The following is a 16421-nucleotide window of genomic DNA, read 5'->3' as shown; positions in this document are numbered from 1 at the left end:
AAGATCAAGCCAGGGATGGAACAGGCACGTTCGGATTCGTCTCAGCGGCGTAGTCCACCCCTTCAAGTCCGAAGCCGAACAGGCGCAGGAAGCTGGCCTGATAGCCTGCGAAGTCTCCGTATTCGGTGAGGTTTTCAGTATTCACTTCCGTCCAACGCTGACCAACGAGAGCCTGCAATTCAGGCTTCATTTCCCAGTCGTCCACGCGGATACGGCCCGCTTCATCCGGCTGAGGTTCACCGCTATAAAGGCGATCCCGGAAAAGACGGTCCATCTGCTCAATGGTATCCTCATGGGTGCCCTCGGCTTTCATCGCCTTATACAGCAGGGAGATATAAAGAGGCACAACAGGGATGGCGGAGCTGGCCTGAGTGACCAGCGCTTTATTCACAGAGACCCAGGCTTTGCCATTCAGCGGAGCCAGCTTGGCATCCAGAGACTGCTGCACTTTTTCCAGATCCTCCTTCGCACGACCGATGGTACCGTTTTTATAGATCGGCCAGGTCACTTCAGGCCCGATGTAGGAATAAGAAACCGTCTGCACACCCGGAGCCAGCACGTCCGCCGCCATCAGGGCATCAATCCACATTTCCCAGTCTTCACCACCCATCACGGCCACCGTTTGGGCGATGTCATCCCCTTGAGCAGGCTCGATGGAAATCTCATTCACCACGCCGGTGGTGGTATTCAGATTCTTGTTGGTATAAGTCTCACCAATCGGCTTGAGCACGGATTTGAAGACCTCGCCCGTTTTAGGATGGGTGCGCCGGGGGGATGCCAGGCTATAAATCACGCAGTCCACCTGCCCCAGATCAGCCTTGACCGCATCGATGACTTCTGTTTTGACCGCATCGGAATAAGCGTCGCCGTTGAAAGAGCGTGCATACAGACCTGCGGACTTGGCTTCTTTTTCAAAAGCGGCCGAATTGTACCAGCCTGCCGTGGCTGTGCGGTCATCCTCTCCGGGACGCTCAAAAAAGACCCCGATGGTGGACGCATTGGAGCCAAAGGCCGCCGCAATGCGGGATGAAAGGCCATACCCGGTGGAGGAGCCGATGACCAGAACCTTCTTGGGGCCATTGGCAATCAGTCCACGGTTTTTAACAACGGTGATCTGTTCAGCCACATGCTTGGCGCAGCCCTCAGGGTGGGCGGTGGTACAGATGAAACCTCGGATCTTGGGTGCTACGATCATAGTCAGGCTCATCGGGTAATGTGGTCAGGGCCGCTGGCAACTGATTTTATTCAGTCTCCCCTGCCCTGACTGCCGAGTGGGGGCCTGAAATTCCATAACGCTCCCCCCTGCCTCACGGCTTGTCCTGGTTTACCGGAACGGTGCAAAAGTTTACTGGCGCATTTTGACAACTGCCCGTTGAGTACCCGAATGTCATCGTTGTCAGCCACGCCATCTTCCATTCATCGCCCGGGTATTCTTTTGGTCTTGGCCACGCTTCTGATTTATGGAGTGCTTTCCATACTCCGTCATTCGGACCAGCCCATCTGGGATGAAGCCCGGTATCTGGAATACGCACGAAATCTGACCCACGGTTTTTATGTGACGGATGAAGAGCCTAATTTCGTCAACGGCCCAGGCTATCCGATTGTACTGATGCCCTTTTGTGAAAGTGCCTCGGCAGCCCTGGGCGCCAGGCTGCTGAATGCTTTTTTCATGGCAGGGGCCGTGGGGTTTGTCTGGCTGACTGTCCGCCATTACGCCGGGGCAGCGTGGGCTTTTGCTGGCGCAGCACTGACCGGATTTCACCCGACGTTGCTCTGGATGGGATTTGCCCTGATGAGCGAGCCCATGTCCACCTTCACCCTGACCGGTTTTGTCTGGAGTTTTGCCCACGCCCTCCGGGACAGACGCTGGAGCTGGACACTGGCAGCGGTCTTGTTTTTAGGCTGGCTGATCCTGACCCGGGTCTTTTTTGGTCATGTGCTCATGGCCACAGCGGTACTGTGCCTGGCGCTGCTAATCATCAAGGAATGGCGGCCTGCGTTGGGCCGCGCATTGGTTATTCTGGCGGGCGCATTTCTTTTCTGCACACCGTACCTGGCCTATACCCAAGCTAAAACGGGACAGTTTTTATGCTGGTCCACCAACAGTGGCGAACTGCTTTATTGGATGAGCAGCCATCACGAGGGGGAAAACGGACATTGGTTTGGCAAAGCCGATGTACGCAGCCTGCCGGAGGTGGCTCCCCTGCATGATGCCTTTTATCAGGACGTCCTAAAGCACCCGATCCTGGAGCGTGAAGAGATGCTGAAGGCAGCCGCACTGGCCAATTTTAAAGCCAATCCGGCACGAGTGGGTTACAACTGGGTCTGCAATCTTAGCCGACTGGCCTTTGGCTTTCCCCGCTCTCATCAGCCGGAAGAACTGCGGACCATCCTTCTCATCGGGTTTAACGGACCTGTGATTTTCATGGCCATCATCGCAGGGGTGATGGGGGCTTGGTATTGGCGGACGGTGCCGGTGGAAGTGTGGATTTTGATGGGTTTCGCCGCTTTTTACCTGGGAGGCAGTACCCTGGCCCCCAGCCTGCCACGTTACTTTGTGCTAATGATCCCCATCCTCTGGCTGGGCATTGCCCAGGTCTGGAGCCGTCACCTAAAAGTGACAGTTACTGCCTGAAAAGATCAAATCGGCGCTGGAATTGACCCAAGGAACCGCTAGAATCGTATCTCCCCAGCCGCTGGAGCTACCCCAGCGCGGTTCTTTTCCCATCTCCCTATGCCCAGCAAAAAGACCCACGTTTGCGACTCTGTCGAATCCGTCATCGCGGACATCCGTGCCGGACGCATGGTGATCGTGACTGATGATGAAGACCGCGAAAATGAGGGTGATCTCATCTGCGCAGCGGAGGCCATCACGCCAGAAATGGTCACCTTCATGGTACGTGAAGGTGGCGGCATGCTCTGCGTCCCCGTCTCCCTCCCCATCGCGCAACAGCTCAGCCTGGAAAGCATGGTGCCGGAGAACCGGGAAGCCTTTCGTACCGATTTCACCGTGACCGTGGATGCCGCACTAGGCATCACGACGGGCATCAGCTCCGCTGACCGCGCCCGCACCATCCGCCTGCTGGCCGATGGCAACAGCACCAAGGCAGATTTCGTCCAGCCTGGTCATATCAATCCCCTGGTGGCCAAACCCGGCGGTGTACTGCGCCGCGCCGGACACACGGAGGCCGCCGTCGATCTGTGCCGCCTCGCAGGCTTGCGTGAGGCCGGCGTGCTCATCGAGATCATGAATCATGATGGCACCATGGCCCGGATGCCTGATCTGCAGAAATTTGCCAAAAAACACAAGCTCAAGATCTGCTCCATTGCCGACCTCATCGCTTTCCGCCGCCGGAGTGAAAAGCTGGTGGAGAAAATCGAAGAAGTGGACATGCCCACCGACTTCGGAGTTTTCAAACTCCACCTTTATAAAAGCAGCCTGGATGGCGTGCATCACATCGCCCTGGTGATGGGTGACATTGATGCCAAGACACCGACACTGGTCCGTGTGCATAGCGAGTGCCTGACGGGGGATATCTTTGCCTCCCGCCGCTGTGACTGTGGCAGCCAGCTCCATGCAGCCATGAGCAAGGTGGCCGAGGCGGGACGCGGCATCATCATTTACATGCGCGGCCATGAGGGACGCGGCATCGGTCTGCATGGCAAGATCATGGCTTATAAACTGCAGGAGCAGGGGCTGGACACCGTCGAGGCCAATCTGCAACTTGGCTTTGCCATGGACCTGCGGGACTACGGCATCGGTGCCCAGATCATCTCCGACCTGGGGGTGCGTAAAATCCGCCTGATGACTAACAATCCGCGCAAGGTGGTGGGCCTGGAAGGCCACAAACTGGAGATCGTGGAGCAGGTACCCGTCATCTCCGAACCGAATCCGCATAACAAAAAGTATCTCGAAACCAAAAAGAAGAAGCTCGGTCACAAGCTCTAAGATCACGCACCCGGCCTCATTTTCCTTTTCTCATGTCCCAATACGGTCCCAGTCGTCCCCGCCCTATCCAGGATCGCGTCTCCATCGCGATCGTGGCCAGTCTTTACAACAACCAGTTTGTCCAGGGCCTGCTGGATGCCGGCCGTGAAGAGCTGGAAGAACTGGCTCCCAATGCCACCATCACCGTCTATCGGGTGCCGGGCGCCTTTGAGATCCCTGTCTGCGCTGAGCTTGTCATCAAAAACACACGGCCTGACGTCGTGATCGCCTTTGGTGTGATCATTCGCGGCTCCACCGAGCATGCAGATTTGGTGGGTGCCTCCGTCACCGATGCGCTTCAACAGATGGCCGTGCGCCACACCACCCCCGTGGTCCATGAAGTGCTGCTGGTCAGCTCCGAGGAACAGGCGGAAGAGCGCTGCCTGGGCGTGAAAATCAATCGTGGCACCGAGGCTGCCCAGGTGGCCGTGAACATGATGGCCCTGTTTCGTAAAATGCGCGCCAGCTTTGCCGGTCAACCTGAACTGGAGACCGCCTAATCTATATGGGAAAACGCCGCGAAGGACGCGAAGCCGCCGTCCAGTTCCTTTTTGCCAATGAGCTCCATGGTGAACACACACCGGAGGAGCAGGAAGCTTTCTGGACCATTCATAACGCCAAAACATCCGTCCGGGCCTATGCCGAGACATTGATCCATGGAGTGATGGAACGCACCCCTGAGCTGGATGCCTTGATCGAGCCTGTCCTGGAAAACTTCCGCATCCAGCGCCTCGCTGCGGTGGACAGGAACGTCCTGCGGCTGGCCGTTTATGAACTGGCCCATGTGCCGGATGTACCCGCAGCCGTCGTGATCAACGAAGCTATCGAAATCGCCAAATCCCTGGGGGCTGGAGAGTCGGGTTCATTCGTGAACGGCATCCTGCATAAAATCGCTCAAAAAGTTCGCCCGAAATCGAACGCTTGAGCAAAATATCAGGTCCATTCTACCACCTCAATCCGATTGGCAGCTCGATTGAGGGTGCTTTTGGCGCTGAATGTGGTCTGGAAATGGCCAAATAGCGGTAAAAGTTTGAAATCAGTGTCATCATTAATGAAAATAACTTGTTGATGCGCTGACAACCGCTTTGATAACGTCCCACTTGCCTACCCAAAAAATCAATCAGGAACGAAGGAGAAACAATCTGTGAAATTTAAGTGCCCGTCTTGTGACATGCAGTTGAAGGCCGAGCCAGACATGGCCGGGAAAGTCGTCCGTTGCCCAGGCTGCAATAGCAAACTTTCGATCCCTGCCACCCTGGGGGATCTGCCGCCACCATCGGGACTTCCTTCCCCTTCCGGCTTTACCCCGCCTGCGGAAACCAGCAGCGGTTCTGAAGAGTTTTCAGGAACTGAGCAGCCCAATCCCGCCGAGCTCGAGCAGCATCGTCAGGAGCGAGGCGGTTGGGAGGAGACCGATCCTACCAATCCGAATCCCTTGCTGAGTTTTGGCATTGGCTTTGTTCTCTTCCTCGCATGGGTGGGTATTCTTTACCCATTCCAGGCACCCGAAGGCACTTCACCTGCCGACTATACAGGGATGCAGTTCATTGCATCGCTGTTTTACAAGCACATGCTGGTGAGCTTCACCAACACCTTGTTCTTCACATGGGCGATGGCCATCTTGTATTTGAAGTTCAAAAAGCTTCGCCATCAGCGTGAGGCCCTTCTGCTGGACGTGCTGCCATGGGAACTTGGCTCTGAAATTAATGCTCAAAACGTCAGCACTTTCATTGACAACCTCTACAAACTTCCAGTTCGCCTTCGTGACAGCATGATGGTCAACCGGATTCGTAAAGCGCTGGAGCTCTTCGAAGTGAAGCAAAATGTCGGTGATGTCACCAACATGCTTTCTAGCCAGTCGGATATCGACAGCATGCGTATCGGTGGTTCGTTCACCTTGCTGAAAGCCTTCCTCTGGGCCATTCCGATTCTCGGATTCATCGGCACGGTGCTTGGTCTCTCCCACGCTATCGGCGGCATGAACTTTGCCAACGTCGAAGACGTGACGGCGATCATGAAATCGATCAACGCAGTGACCAGCGGTCTGGGCACAGCCTTTGATGCCACGCTCCTCGGCCTCGTTCTCGCCATGCTTCTCAACTTCCCCATGAACTCCATGATGAAGAGTGAGGACGACTGCTTGAATGACATCGACGCTTTCTGTAACGAAATCTTGCTTCCACGCCTTAATGATGGAGGCAGCATTGCCGGCGGTGACACCAACGGCGTCATGGAAACACTGGTGCGTGCGGTTGCCCTGGCACAGAAAGAATTCCTGGTGGATCTCAATGCACTTTCCGCTCGCATCAATGAGCAGGCGGCAAACCTTGACAAACGCGCAACCGCTCATCAGGAACGTGTGGATGCCGAGTTCGCCATTGCCGTGAATCGCATGCGCGAAGACATGACGGGTGCCATCAAAGACAGCGTCAAGACCACGACGGACTATACGCGTGCACTCGCTACTGGCATTCAGGGTCTCAACAATGTTCTCACCGAATTGGGTGGCAAACAGATCCTTATTCATCAGGTCAAAAAGAAAGGCTGGTTCAGCAAGCACGACTGATCCGGTTTTTCCTTCAGCCTCCTCTTCAGCTACGTCTTCACTCTTTTTGATTTTCCATGGCTAAACGACGTCATAAAGGAACGGATGAGATTCTTCTCATTCCCTTCTTGGACATTCTGTGTTCTCTGATCGGCGTCCTCATTCTTATCATTGTCGTGCTCTGCGTTGCCCAGTCGCAACAAACGCAGGGCAGGACAGCGGAGGAAGTCAGGATGGCCCAGGAGCATAAGGACATGCTCAAGGAACTCAAAGAGAGGGAGGAGCAGAAGGTTAAAGTGGAGCAAATGCTGGTCAAGCTTCAGGAAGTCCAAAAAAACCTGGAGGACAAGCAGCAGAGGTTCGTTAATCTCCGCAAATTGCTCAGCTCCTCCAAGGAACTTCAGGAACAAAATAAAGAGATCAGCATGAAGCTCCAGAAGGAGCTTGATGATTTGATGACGGAAATTGATGGCATGACCCGTCAGGAGAAAGAGACAAAGAAGGAAATTGCTGCTTTAACAGCCGAACTGGAGAAGCGGAAGATTCCAGAAAGTAAAAAGCTGCCTCCGGTAGTGGTACAACCTTCCGGTTCCGGCATGCCTGAGACGACTAAAGTCTATTTTGTGGAATGCTCTTCAGGCTCACTTAAAGTTTTGGGAGCCTGGGATGACCAGGATTATCGGCTCAGTGCCAGCGCCAGCGTGGTGGTCGCCGATGTCGCATACAATCATTTTCTCACTGAAGTATCAAAGGACAAGAACTCGCTCATTCTTTTCCTGATTCGCGACGACGGCCAGACGGCATTCAATGCTGGTGCTGGACGTGCAGAGGCAGACTATAAAGTCCGTGTGGGGAAACTCCCCATCCCGGGCCGCGGTCAGCTTGATCTTGCACTTTTCGATAAATTTCGAGGGAAAATTCCGGCACCTGCAGCAGGTGCTCCCGCTCCTACGCCCCCTGCGGGAACCAAATCTTAAAGTCTCTTTTACCCTATGTCCAAACACAAACATGAGGAGCAGGAACTGCCCTTCGTCGCTTTGATGGACACCATGACGAACGTCGTGGGTGTTCTCATTATCGTGATGGTGATGGTCGGTATCAGCCTCGCTGCTGCCGTTAATAAAATCCTTTCAGACCTGCCCCCGGTGACCGAGGAGCAGCATAAAGAAATGGTGGAAAAAATCAAGCAACTGCCGCCATTGCCACAAGATCCGAAAAAGCTGGAGGAAGACCAAAAGATAGCCGAGATCGAACTCCAGAAAGTCACCGAAGAACTGAGCAAAATTGACACCACGTCGGTAGCCAAGCAGATGGAGTTCATGGATCTCGACAGTTTCCGCAAGAAACTGGATGAGGCTAAAAAGAAACGGGAAGAGGAAAAGGCCAAGACAGATGCCATGCTGGCTGAGCTTGAACGTCTTAAAAGCCTGTTAGACGAAACCCCGGTCTATACTCCGCCTGCGCCAACCTTTGTACGCTTGCCCAATCCCCGTCCCTATCCTGCGGAGCCTAACGAAACTCGTGTGCTGGTGGCCAGGCAAGGCGTACTTTTCCTCAATGACGAAGCTTTCATCAAACCGATTATTGATGGCTTGGAAAAAGTAAAAAGTCAGTTGGAGTATAAAGAGGTCAGGATTGACCCATTTCTGCCGATGCTGACTAAAGTCTTCGGCACGGCCCCTGCCGCCCAGCAGGCCTGGCCTGAAATTTCGCCTCTGGCAGGCAATTTCCAAATGGATCAAGTCGCTGTCGCTTACAAAGACCTCGCTGCGGCAGGTTTGCAGCCAAACAAAGCTGTTTTAGGAGCGCTTGGCGACATCGCGGTGACCCTCAAATCCAGTCTGCCTGCTGTTACCACCGCAGTGATTGCAGCCACGAAGGCCGACCTGAGTAAATGGACTGCTCTTGATCCATCCAAGGACCCCACCAAACCGACGATCAAAGCGGCCATGGCCGGAGGCAAAATCAACTTTAGTTACGGATCTAAATCCGTGGAAGTCAAAGCAGGTGCTAAAGAGGTGCTCAGTTATTTTGTGAAGGATCTGGCCGGACTGGACAGCATCAAAAACAAAAGCCGCAGCAAAGTGATTTACGACGCATTTAAGCTCCAGGCCATGCTAGAGCGTGCAGCTTCAAGCCCCACTCTGAGCGGTTCTTACACCATCAAGCCAACCATCCGCCCTGGAAGTACAGCCATTCAATTGGCCCTCACACCGAGAGCTGGCGGTGGAGAAACACTGGATCAAATGCGTGCGGAAGGCTCCAATTATCAGCGTCTCATGCGCCAGATCAAAGGGGATACCCAAGGTGTGGCTGTATTCCAGGTCATGGCGGATGCCTTTGACACCTATTTGGAAGCACGCAAAATTGCCGATGACATTGGTGTATCCGCTACCTGGGAATTCCTCGCGCAATTGGACCTTTCGGTGAATGTGACTGGTTATGAAGTGCAGCGATTCAATTTACCGACACCACCTGCTCCCAAAAAACCAGGGGCCGGAGATCCTGTGCGGATTGCTGCTCCAAAACGTTCTTTGGACTAAAACCCTTTGATGCATTTGAGTTACCATGATCCTGCCGGGTCATGGGAACTAACAAAGCCATGCTCTGAGCAACTTGTCTGAAATAGAGGCTGTTTTGCGATGGATGCCGTGGGTGTTGAATCACCTTTATTGCACATATTCTGTCTTCATCATTGAGATGAAGCCCTGGTTATTCTTTGAGGAGATGTCTTCAGGTTCACTGAAAGACCGGGCCTCTGAAGCCTGTTTTTCCGTTGCCCCTTGTGGAGGTCACTCGTAACCCTCACGCCCGCCAATCATTCTCCCATGTCATCCATTCCCCACCTCCCCGCTCTGCGCAAAGGCCGTCCCTACGAATCGCTCGACAAAGTACCGGTCAAAGATCACAAAACTGGCGAGGTATGCGCGGAAGTCAGCCAGGTGAATGCAGGGATTGTGCGCAAGGATCTGGGAAAGATCGGCGAGGCCCGCAAAGCCCTGAAAAAATTCACGGTGGCCCAGTTGGTCGAGATCACAGCCAAAGCAGGTGACCTTTTCCTGAACGGCACACTGCCACTGGGTGACAAGGGGCATACACAAAGCCCCGAAGAATACATCGCCACTCTCTCCCGCACCAGCGGCCTTCCCCACATCATGGTGAAGCGGAACATGGCCAAGCTGCACTATGCGCTGACCCACATGGATGAGATCCTCAATGGTCTTTCCCGTGGGCTCGATATGAGCGTCATTGACCTGGGATTCGGCACCCAGGCCAATTGCCCCGTCTCGTATTTTCCCACCACGAATTCTTTGGGACTCGTGATGCCGAGTAACTCGCCAGCGGTCAACTCCCTCTGGCTGCCAGCCATCGCCCTGAAGATCCCAGTGGTCATCAAACCGGGGCGTGAGGAACCCTGGACCCCCTTCCGCCTTATCCAGGCTTTCATCGCCGCCGGAGCACCCCCTGAAGCCTTCGGTTTTTATCCCACTGACCATGAAGGCAGCGGCGAAGTGGTGAAACTCAGTGGCCGTAATCTCGTCTTCGGTGATGTCGCCATGGCGAAGATGTACGAAGGCAATCCTTCCGTCCAGGTCCACGGCCCAGGCTGGAGCAAGATCATCATCGGCGAAGACAAGATCGAAGACTGGAAAGACTACATTGATGTCATCGTCAGTTCCATCAGTGACAACGGTGGTCGCTCCTGCATCAATGCTTCGGCCGTGATCGTGCCGAAGTATGGCAAGGAAATCGCAGATGCCATCGCCCAGCGCCTCGGCCCTGTGGAGCCTCTGCCAGCCGATGATGAAAACGCGCGTCTGTCCGGCTTTGCCAACACCAAGATGGCTGATTACATTGATGGCGTCATTGATGCCGATCTCGCCGACAAACCCGGTGCAGAGGACGTCACCGCCAAATATCGCAATGGTCCACGGAAAGTGGAGTTCCAGGGAGGCACCTTTTTGCGTCCGACGATCATTCATTGCAACAGTTGGGATCATCCGCTGGCCAACCGGGAATTCCTTTGCCCCTACGCCAGTGTCGTCGAGGTGAAGCAATCCGAGGTATTGAGCAAAATTGGTTATTCCCTGATTGTCACAGCAATCACTGAAGACCCAGCCTTCACGGACGAATTGCTCGAATGTCCGACCATTGACCGCCTCAACCTCGGACCGATCAGCACGATGAAGATCAGTTGGGACCAGCCGCATGAAGGAAACATGTTCGAGTTCCTCTACAAGCGCCGTTCGATCGACCGCGCCTGAAGTGGCACGGGGATTGCACCCCATGTCTCCGCCCGTCATCCTGGGTCTGCCCCCGTTTCTTCATCATGCCTTTTTCCCCCTTTGACCATCATCCCCGCACCCGACTCATTTTTGGAAACGGTACGCTCTCCCAAATCGGCGAACTGACCCGGGAACTGGGAGGCAGGCGGGCGTTGATCGTCAGTGATCCTGGCATTGTCAAAGCTGGCTACGTGACCCGCGCGGCATCCTATCTTTTGACGGCGGGCGTGCAGACACGTGTCTATGGAGATGTACGCGAGAATCCCAGCACGGAAGATGTGGACCGGTGTGTGGAAATCGCCCGTGAATTCCAGACAGACTTTATCATCGGTCTGGGCGGCGGTAGCAGCATGGATACAGCCAAGGGCTGCAACTTCATTCTGACCAACGGCGGCCGGATGCAGGACTACTGGGGGACCGGGAAAGCCACGCAGCCCATGCTGCCGATGATCGCCATTCCCACCACAGCAGGCACGGGTAGCGAGTGCCAAAGCTACGCCCTCATCTCTGACGCGGAAACTCATGTGAAAATGGCGTGTGGGGATGTCAAAGCCGCCGCCAAAGTCGCCATTCTTGATCCTGAGCTAACCGTTTCACAACCCCATCGGGTGACGGTCTGTACCGGTGTGGATGCGCTTTCCCATGCGCTGGAAACGGCAGTCACCAACAAAGGCAATGCGTGGTCCACGGTCTTTTCCCGAGAGGCGTTCCGTCTCTGCCACGAAGGGTTTACCCGCATCCTCGCGGATTCCAAAAATCTCGAAGCTCGGGGCCAGATGCTACTCGGTGCAGCCTATGCGGGCATCGCCATTGAGAACTCCATGCTCGGTGCAGCACACTCCTGCGCCAATCCTTTGACGGCCAAATTTCATGTCGTTCATGGCGAAGCCGTGGGCGTCATGCTTCCTCACATCATCCGTTTTAATTCCGCCCTACCCGAGTGTGCAGCCGTTTACGCCAGCTATTACGAGGGCGACCTTGCGCAGCGCGTCACAGAGCTTCTTTCCCTGGCCCAAATGCCTCTGAAAATCTCCAGCTATGGCGTCCAGGAATCCGATCTGTCCTCGCTAGCTGAAATGGCGATGAAACAGTGGACCGCACAATTCAATCCCCGCCCACTCACCGTCGCCGACTTTGCTGACCTTTATCGCTCTGCGATGTAAAGGTAGGAATGGTAGCCCTATAGCGTTGCCTTTTTCACCTTGCCGAATTCAGTGCCGAGAAAGCGTTTGGCCAGGGCTTCAGCTTGTTCAGCCAAATCCGTGAGATAGATTTCCAAGGTGGGTTTCCCCTTGGTGGAACGCAGCAGCTGTCGGTCCTCCAGCATTCGCTTGGCATGTGCAGCGCAGGTGCTGGCACTGTCCACGAGGCGCACCTTTTTACCCAGCATCTTCTTCAGCACCGGCACCAGCAGCGGATAGTGTGTACAGCCCAGTACCAGTGTATCCACTCCTTTATCCAGCAGCGGCGTCAGGTATTCTTTCAAAACGGACTTCAGGGCGGGATGATCCGTCCAGCCTTCCTCCACAAAAGGAACGAGCAAAGGCGTAGCCACCGCATGGATTTGCAGATCGGGTTTGCGCATGGCCAGGGCGTATTGATACGCGCTGCTGCGGATCGTGCCGGCGGTTCCGATGATCCCCACCCGCTCGCAATTTCCACCCGCCAGGGTCGCCTCCACCCCAGGCTCCAGCACGCCGATCACAGGCACCCTGAAGGTCGCCTGCAAAAGTGGCAGGGCATGAGCGGTGGCCGTATTGCAGGCCACGATCACCGCCTTCACCCCATGGCCGACCAGGAACTGGGTATCCTCCACCGAAAAACGGCGGATGGTATCGGGTGATTTAGACCCATAGGGCACCCGTGCCGTATCCCCCAGATAGATGATGGATTCATTCGGCAAAAGCTCGCGCAACGCACGCACCACCGTCAGCCCCCCCACGCCAGAATCAAAGACACCGAGGGGGGCAGAAGAATCAGGAGCAGTCATGGCGGGAGAAACGATAGATATGGAAAGCATTCACACGATTTGGCGGATGAACAGCATTGATTTCGGACTACCTTCACATTGGGTCAATCCAGTTTAAAGTCCTTCCATGCTCACGCCCCTTGATCTCAAGCTTTTTCGCGATGTGAATCGCATGAAAGGGCAGATCATTGCCGTCTCCCTGGTCATGGCCTGCGGACTGGCCATGATGATCATGACCCGCAGCCTCATCCTCACCCTGGAGAGCACACGCGATGCTTATTATCAGAGCTACCGGATGGCGGATGTGTTTGGCTCCCTCAAACGAGCGCCCCTTTCCATGCGGGAAAGAATGGCTCAAATACCAGGCGTCACCGCCATCGAGACACGGGTGGTGCTGGATGCCGTCCTGGACCTGCCAGGAGTGCTGGAGCCTTGCACGGCCCACATCGTGTCTCTGCCGGAAGATCGGGATCCTCTTTTAAACCAGATCTTTCTTCGCAAAGGCCGCATTCCCAGAGCCGATGCACGTGGCGAAGCCGTGGTGAGCGAGGCCTTCGCTCTGGCCAATAAACTGGAACTCGGAGACAGCGTGCATGCCATCATCAATGGACGGCGCGACCGCATCACCGTGACGGGCATCGGCCTTTCTCCCGAGTTCGTTTTTGAAGCGCGGGCCGGCGAAACTCTCCCCGACAACAAACGGTTTGGCGTCTTTTGGATGAACTACCGCTCCGTGGCCGTGGCGTATAACATGGACGGAGCTTTTAATGATTTCGTCATCGATCTCGCTCCGGGCGTGGAAGCTGGCACCGTCATCGCCGATGCAGACCGTTTGCTGATGAGTTATGGAGCGGTGGGTGCCTATACCCGGCGGGATCACGGCAGCGCCTCACGGCTGGAGGATGAACTGCGCGTCTTGAATGCGCTCTCCTTTGCCTATCCCGTCGTGTTTCTCAGCGTCGCTGCCTTCATGGTGAATGCCGTTCTGGCGCGGCTGGTTAGGCTGCAAAGAGAGCAGATTGCCCAACTCAAAGCACTGGGTTATTCCTCCTGGCAGGTCGGCAGGCATTACCTCGGGTTTGCCATGGTCATCGTTGTTGTCGGCTCTATCATGGGCGGCATTGCCGGGCGCTTCATGGGGAATGGCCTCATCAGCATGTATGAGCTCTTTTTTCGTTTTCCAGAGCTCAACTTTAAAATGGATTACAGTGCTCTGGGCATTGCACTCACCGTCAGTGCAGGTGCCTCCTTTCTCGGCGTCCTGAGTGTCGTCTGGATGGCCGTCAAGCTGCCCCCCGCCGAAGCGATGCGCCCAGAACCCCCGGCCGACTTTAAACCCAGTCTGCTGGAGCGCATCGGCCTCACCCGGGGCACAGGCCCAGCTTTTCGCATGGCTTTGCGGAACATCGAGCGGCGTCCCTGGCAATCAGCATTCACGGTCTTTGGCCTCTCGCTTGCCACGGGATTGATGGTCCTGCCAGGCAGCATGGAGGACAGCATTGATCACCTTCTCACTTACCAATGGAACGAAGTCCAGCGCCAGGATGTCATCGCTTTTCTCATCGAGCCGGGCAGCAGCAGTGCCATTCATGATCTGGAGCACCTCCCCGGTGTCATCCGGGCTGAACCAGTCCGGGTTGTACAAGCGCGGCTGCGTTATGGACACCACACGCGCAAGTTGTCCATCACAGGCTTGCCAAAAGGTGCGGACCTCAACCGTGTGCTCGACGAAAATGGCAACACGCTTGAGCTGCCCGATAATGGCATCGTCATGTCGTCCAAGCTGGCTGAGATTCTCGGGGCTAAACTGGGCGATGAAATCCAGGTGGCCGTGCTGGAGGGGCAGCGCCCTCTACTGACCGTCCCCATCAGCGGCCTGCGGGAAGACTTCGCCGGCGTCGCCGCTTACATGGATAAACAGGCGCTTCACCGCCTCATGCGCGAAGGAGATTCAGTGAGTGGTGCCTACATGACCGTAGATCCCACACGCTGGACTGAATTCATGACCCAGGTCAAAGAGACTCCGCGCATTGCCGTCACCCTGGTGAAAAAGGAGCAGCTTGCCGCCTTCCGCAGCACGACGGGTGAAAGCATCGGCATCATTCGCCGCCTGTATCTCACCCTCGCCGTCATTGTTGCGTTCGGCGTCGTTTATAACAGCGCCCGCATCGCCCTCTCCGAGCGCGGCCGGGATCTGGCGACTCTCCGTGTCGTCGGCTTCACCCAGCGTGAAGTGGGCAGCGTCCTCTTGGGAGAACTCACTATCCTGGTACTGACTGCCCTTCCCGTTGGGCTACTTTTTGGTCGCGGACTCGCCACTTTCATCATTGCAGCGATCAGTACGGAGACCATTCGAATGCCGCTTCTCATCAGCTACAAGACTTACAGCACCGCCATTCTCGTCGTGCTATTTGCCGCCGGAGCCTGCTTTTGGGTCGTCGGCAGGATGGTCACCAAGCTGGACATGGTGGGTGTTCTCAAAGCCAGGGAATAAACTATATCTCCAATCTCAGGCCGACGTTTTAATGGAATATTATCCATTAAAACGGATTAAGCCTTGCCATTTTAACGGAAAGCCCTCCAATATACCGTTCTAACCATGAAAGCACTTGTCAAAGCCCATGCAGAACGCGGCCTCTGGCTGCAAGATGTTCCTGAACCTGAAGTGGGCATCAATGACGTGCTCATCAAAGTCCATAAAACCGGCATCTGCGGGACCGATCTGCACATCTACAAATGGGATGCCTGGGCACAAAAGACCATTCCCGTTCCCATGGTGGTGGGCCATGAGTTTGTGGGCGAAGTCGTCCGCGTTGGCTCCAATGTCAGTGATTTCCATGCGGGTGAAATCGTCAGCGCCGAAGGCCATGTCGTCTGTGGTCGGTGTCGAAACTGTCTGGCAGGCCGCCGTCACCTCTGCAAAGACACCGTGGGCATCGGCGTCAACCGCACCGGAGCCTTTGCCGAATACATCAGCGTACCGATGACCAATGTCTGGCATCATCGCGAAGGTGTGGATGAAGAAGTAGCGTCCATTTTTGATCCTTTCGGCAATGCGGTGCATACGGCACTGGCCTTTGAATGTTTGGGAGAAGATGTGCTCATCACCGGAGCTGGCCCCATTGGCATCATGGCCATCCCGGTGGTGAAGCATGCCGGAGCCAGGCATGTGGTCATCACCGATGTGAATGAATACCGCCTGGATTTGGCGCGGCAAATGGGAGCGACCCTGGCCGTGAATGTGAAGACGCACCATCTAGCCGACGTGCAAAAACAGCTCGGCATGAAGGAAGGGTTCGATGTCGGCCTGGAGATGAGTGGCAATGCATCCGCCTTTCACAGCATGATCGAGAACATGTGCCACGGCGGCAAGATCGCCATGCTGGGCATTCCCTCAGAACCCATGGCCATTGACTGGAATAAAGTCATCTTCAACATGCTGACCATCAAAGGCATCTATGGACGGGAGATGTATGAAACCTGGTATCAGATGAGCGTCATGCTGGAATGCGGGCTGAATTTAAAACCGGTCATCACGCATCGTTTTCATTACACGGACTTCGAAAAAGGATTTGCCGCCATGGAATCTGGAAACTGTGGCAAGGTCGTACTGGATTGGAACACCTGAGCCCC

13 protein-coding genes are annotated in these 16421 nt (G+C 55.3%); 11 read left to right on the top strand and 2 right to left on the bottom strand.

From position 1 onward, the window contains the following. Nucleotides 1-4: 4 nt before the first annotated feature. A complete protein-coding gene (gene fabV / locus EI77_RS07570) occupies nucleotides 5-1195 on the bottom strand; it encodes an enoyl-ACP reductase FabV (RefSeq protein ID WP_133794298.1) in 1191 nt (396 codons plus the stop codon). 246 nt (nucleotides 1196-1441) lie between these two features. Between fabV and EI77_RS07565 the strand changes: the two genes are divergently transcribed. The 9 genes from EI77_RS07565 (at nucleotide 1442) to EI77_RS07525 (ending at nucleotide 11982) form a co-directional block, all read left to right on the top strand. After that, nucleotides 1442-2635 carry an ArnT family glycosyltransferase gene (locus EI77_RS07565; protein ID WP_166647104.1) on the top strand — a complete coding sequence of 398 codons (1194 nt, stop codon included), beginning with the start codon at nucleotides 1442-1444 and terminating at the stop codon, nucleotides 2633-2635. A 99-nt stretch (nucleotides 2636-2734) separates the two neighbouring features. Continuing rightward, nucleotides 2735-3949 carry a bifunctional 3,4-dihydroxy-2-butanone-4-phosphate synthase/GTP cyclohydrolase II gene (locus EI77_RS07560; protein WP_133794294.1) on the top strand — a complete coding sequence of 405 codons (1215 nt, stop codon included), beginning with the start codon at nucleotides 2735-2737 and terminating at the stop codon, nucleotides 3947-3949. A gap of 32 nt (nucleotides 3950-3981) precedes the next feature. Next, nucleotides 3982-4488 carry a 6,7-dimethyl-8-ribityllumazine synthase gene (gene ribH / locus EI77_RS07555; protein WP_133794292.1) on the top strand — a complete coding sequence of 169 codons (507 nt, stop codon included), beginning with the start codon at nucleotides 3982-3984 and terminating at the stop codon, nucleotides 4486-4488. A 5-nt stretch (nucleotides 4489-4493) separates the two neighbouring features. Further along, nucleotides 4494-4913, top strand: coding sequence for a transcription antitermination factor NusB (nusB, locus tag EI77_RS07550; protein ID WP_133794290.1), 420 nt, complete (start codon nucleotides 4494-4496; stop codon nucleotides 4911-4913). A 246-nt stretch (nucleotides 4914-5159) separates the two neighbouring features. After that, nucleotides 5160-6554 (top strand): MotA/TolQ/ExbB proton channel family protein, encoded by a 1395-nt coding sequence (locus tag EI77_RS07545; RefSeq protein WP_133794288.1) that lies wholly within the window; start codon nucleotides 5160-5162, stop codon nucleotides 6552-6554. A gap of 56 nt (nucleotides 6555-6610) precedes the next feature. Then, a complete protein-coding gene (locus EI77_RS07540; protein WP_133794286.1) occupies nucleotides 6611-7510 on the top strand; it encodes a hypothetical protein in 900 nt (299 codons plus the stop codon). 15 nt (nucleotides 7511-7525) lie between these two features. Next, on the top strand, nucleotides 7526-9076 hold the full coding sequence (locus tag EI77_RS07535) for a ribosome-recycling factor (RefSeq protein ID WP_133794284.1): 1551 nt from the start codon (nucleotides 7526-7528) through the stop codon (nucleotides 9074-9076). 285 nt (nucleotides 9077-9361) lie between these two features. Next, nucleotides 9362-10798, top strand: a complete 1437-nt coding sequence (locus tag EI77_RS07530) for an aldehyde dehydrogenase family protein (RefSeq protein WP_133794283.1) — start codon at nucleotides 9362-9364, stop codon at nucleotides 10796-10798. Between the two features lie 65 nt (nucleotides 10799-10863). Next, nucleotides 10864-11982, top strand: coding sequence for an iron-containing alcohol dehydrogenase (locus EI77_RS07525; protein WP_133794281.1), 1119 nt, complete (start codon nucleotides 10864-10866; stop codon nucleotides 11980-11982). Nucleotides 11983-11999: 17 nt separating this feature from the next. On the opposite strand, the gene murI is transcribed toward EI77_RS07525, so the two are convergent. Further along, entirely contained in the window at nucleotides 12000-12809 is an 810-nt protein-coding gene (gene murI, locus EI77_RS07520; protein ID WP_133794279.1) for a glutamate racemase, read from the bottom strand. Nucleotides 12810-12915: 106 nt separating this feature from the next. Here murI and EI77_RS07515 point away from each other — a divergent pair, with 106 nt between their 5' ends. Both EI77_RS07515 and tdh read left to right on the top strand, forming a co-directional pair. Beyond that, nucleotides 12916-15282 carry an ABC transporter permease gene (locus EI77_RS07515; RefSeq protein WP_133794277.1) on the top strand — a complete coding sequence of 789 codons (2367 nt, stop codon included), beginning with the start codon at nucleotides 12916-12918 and terminating at the stop codon, nucleotides 15280-15282. Nucleotides 15283-15387: 105 nt separating this feature from the next. Further along, nucleotides 15388-16416, top strand: coding sequence for an L-threonine 3-dehydrogenase (gene tdh / locus EI77_RS07510; protein WP_133794275.1), 1029 nt, complete (start codon nucleotides 15388-15390; stop codon nucleotides 16414-16416). Nucleotides 16417-16421 lie beyond the last annotated feature (5 nt).

This window comes from Prosthecobacter fusiformis (assembly GCF_004364345.1).
Lineage (GTDB): Bacteria > Verrucomicrobiota > Verrucomicrobiia > Verrucomicrobiales > Verrucomicrobiaceae > Prosthecobacter > Prosthecobacter fusiformis.
This window is presented reverse-complemented; position numbering and strand designations above follow the sequence as displayed.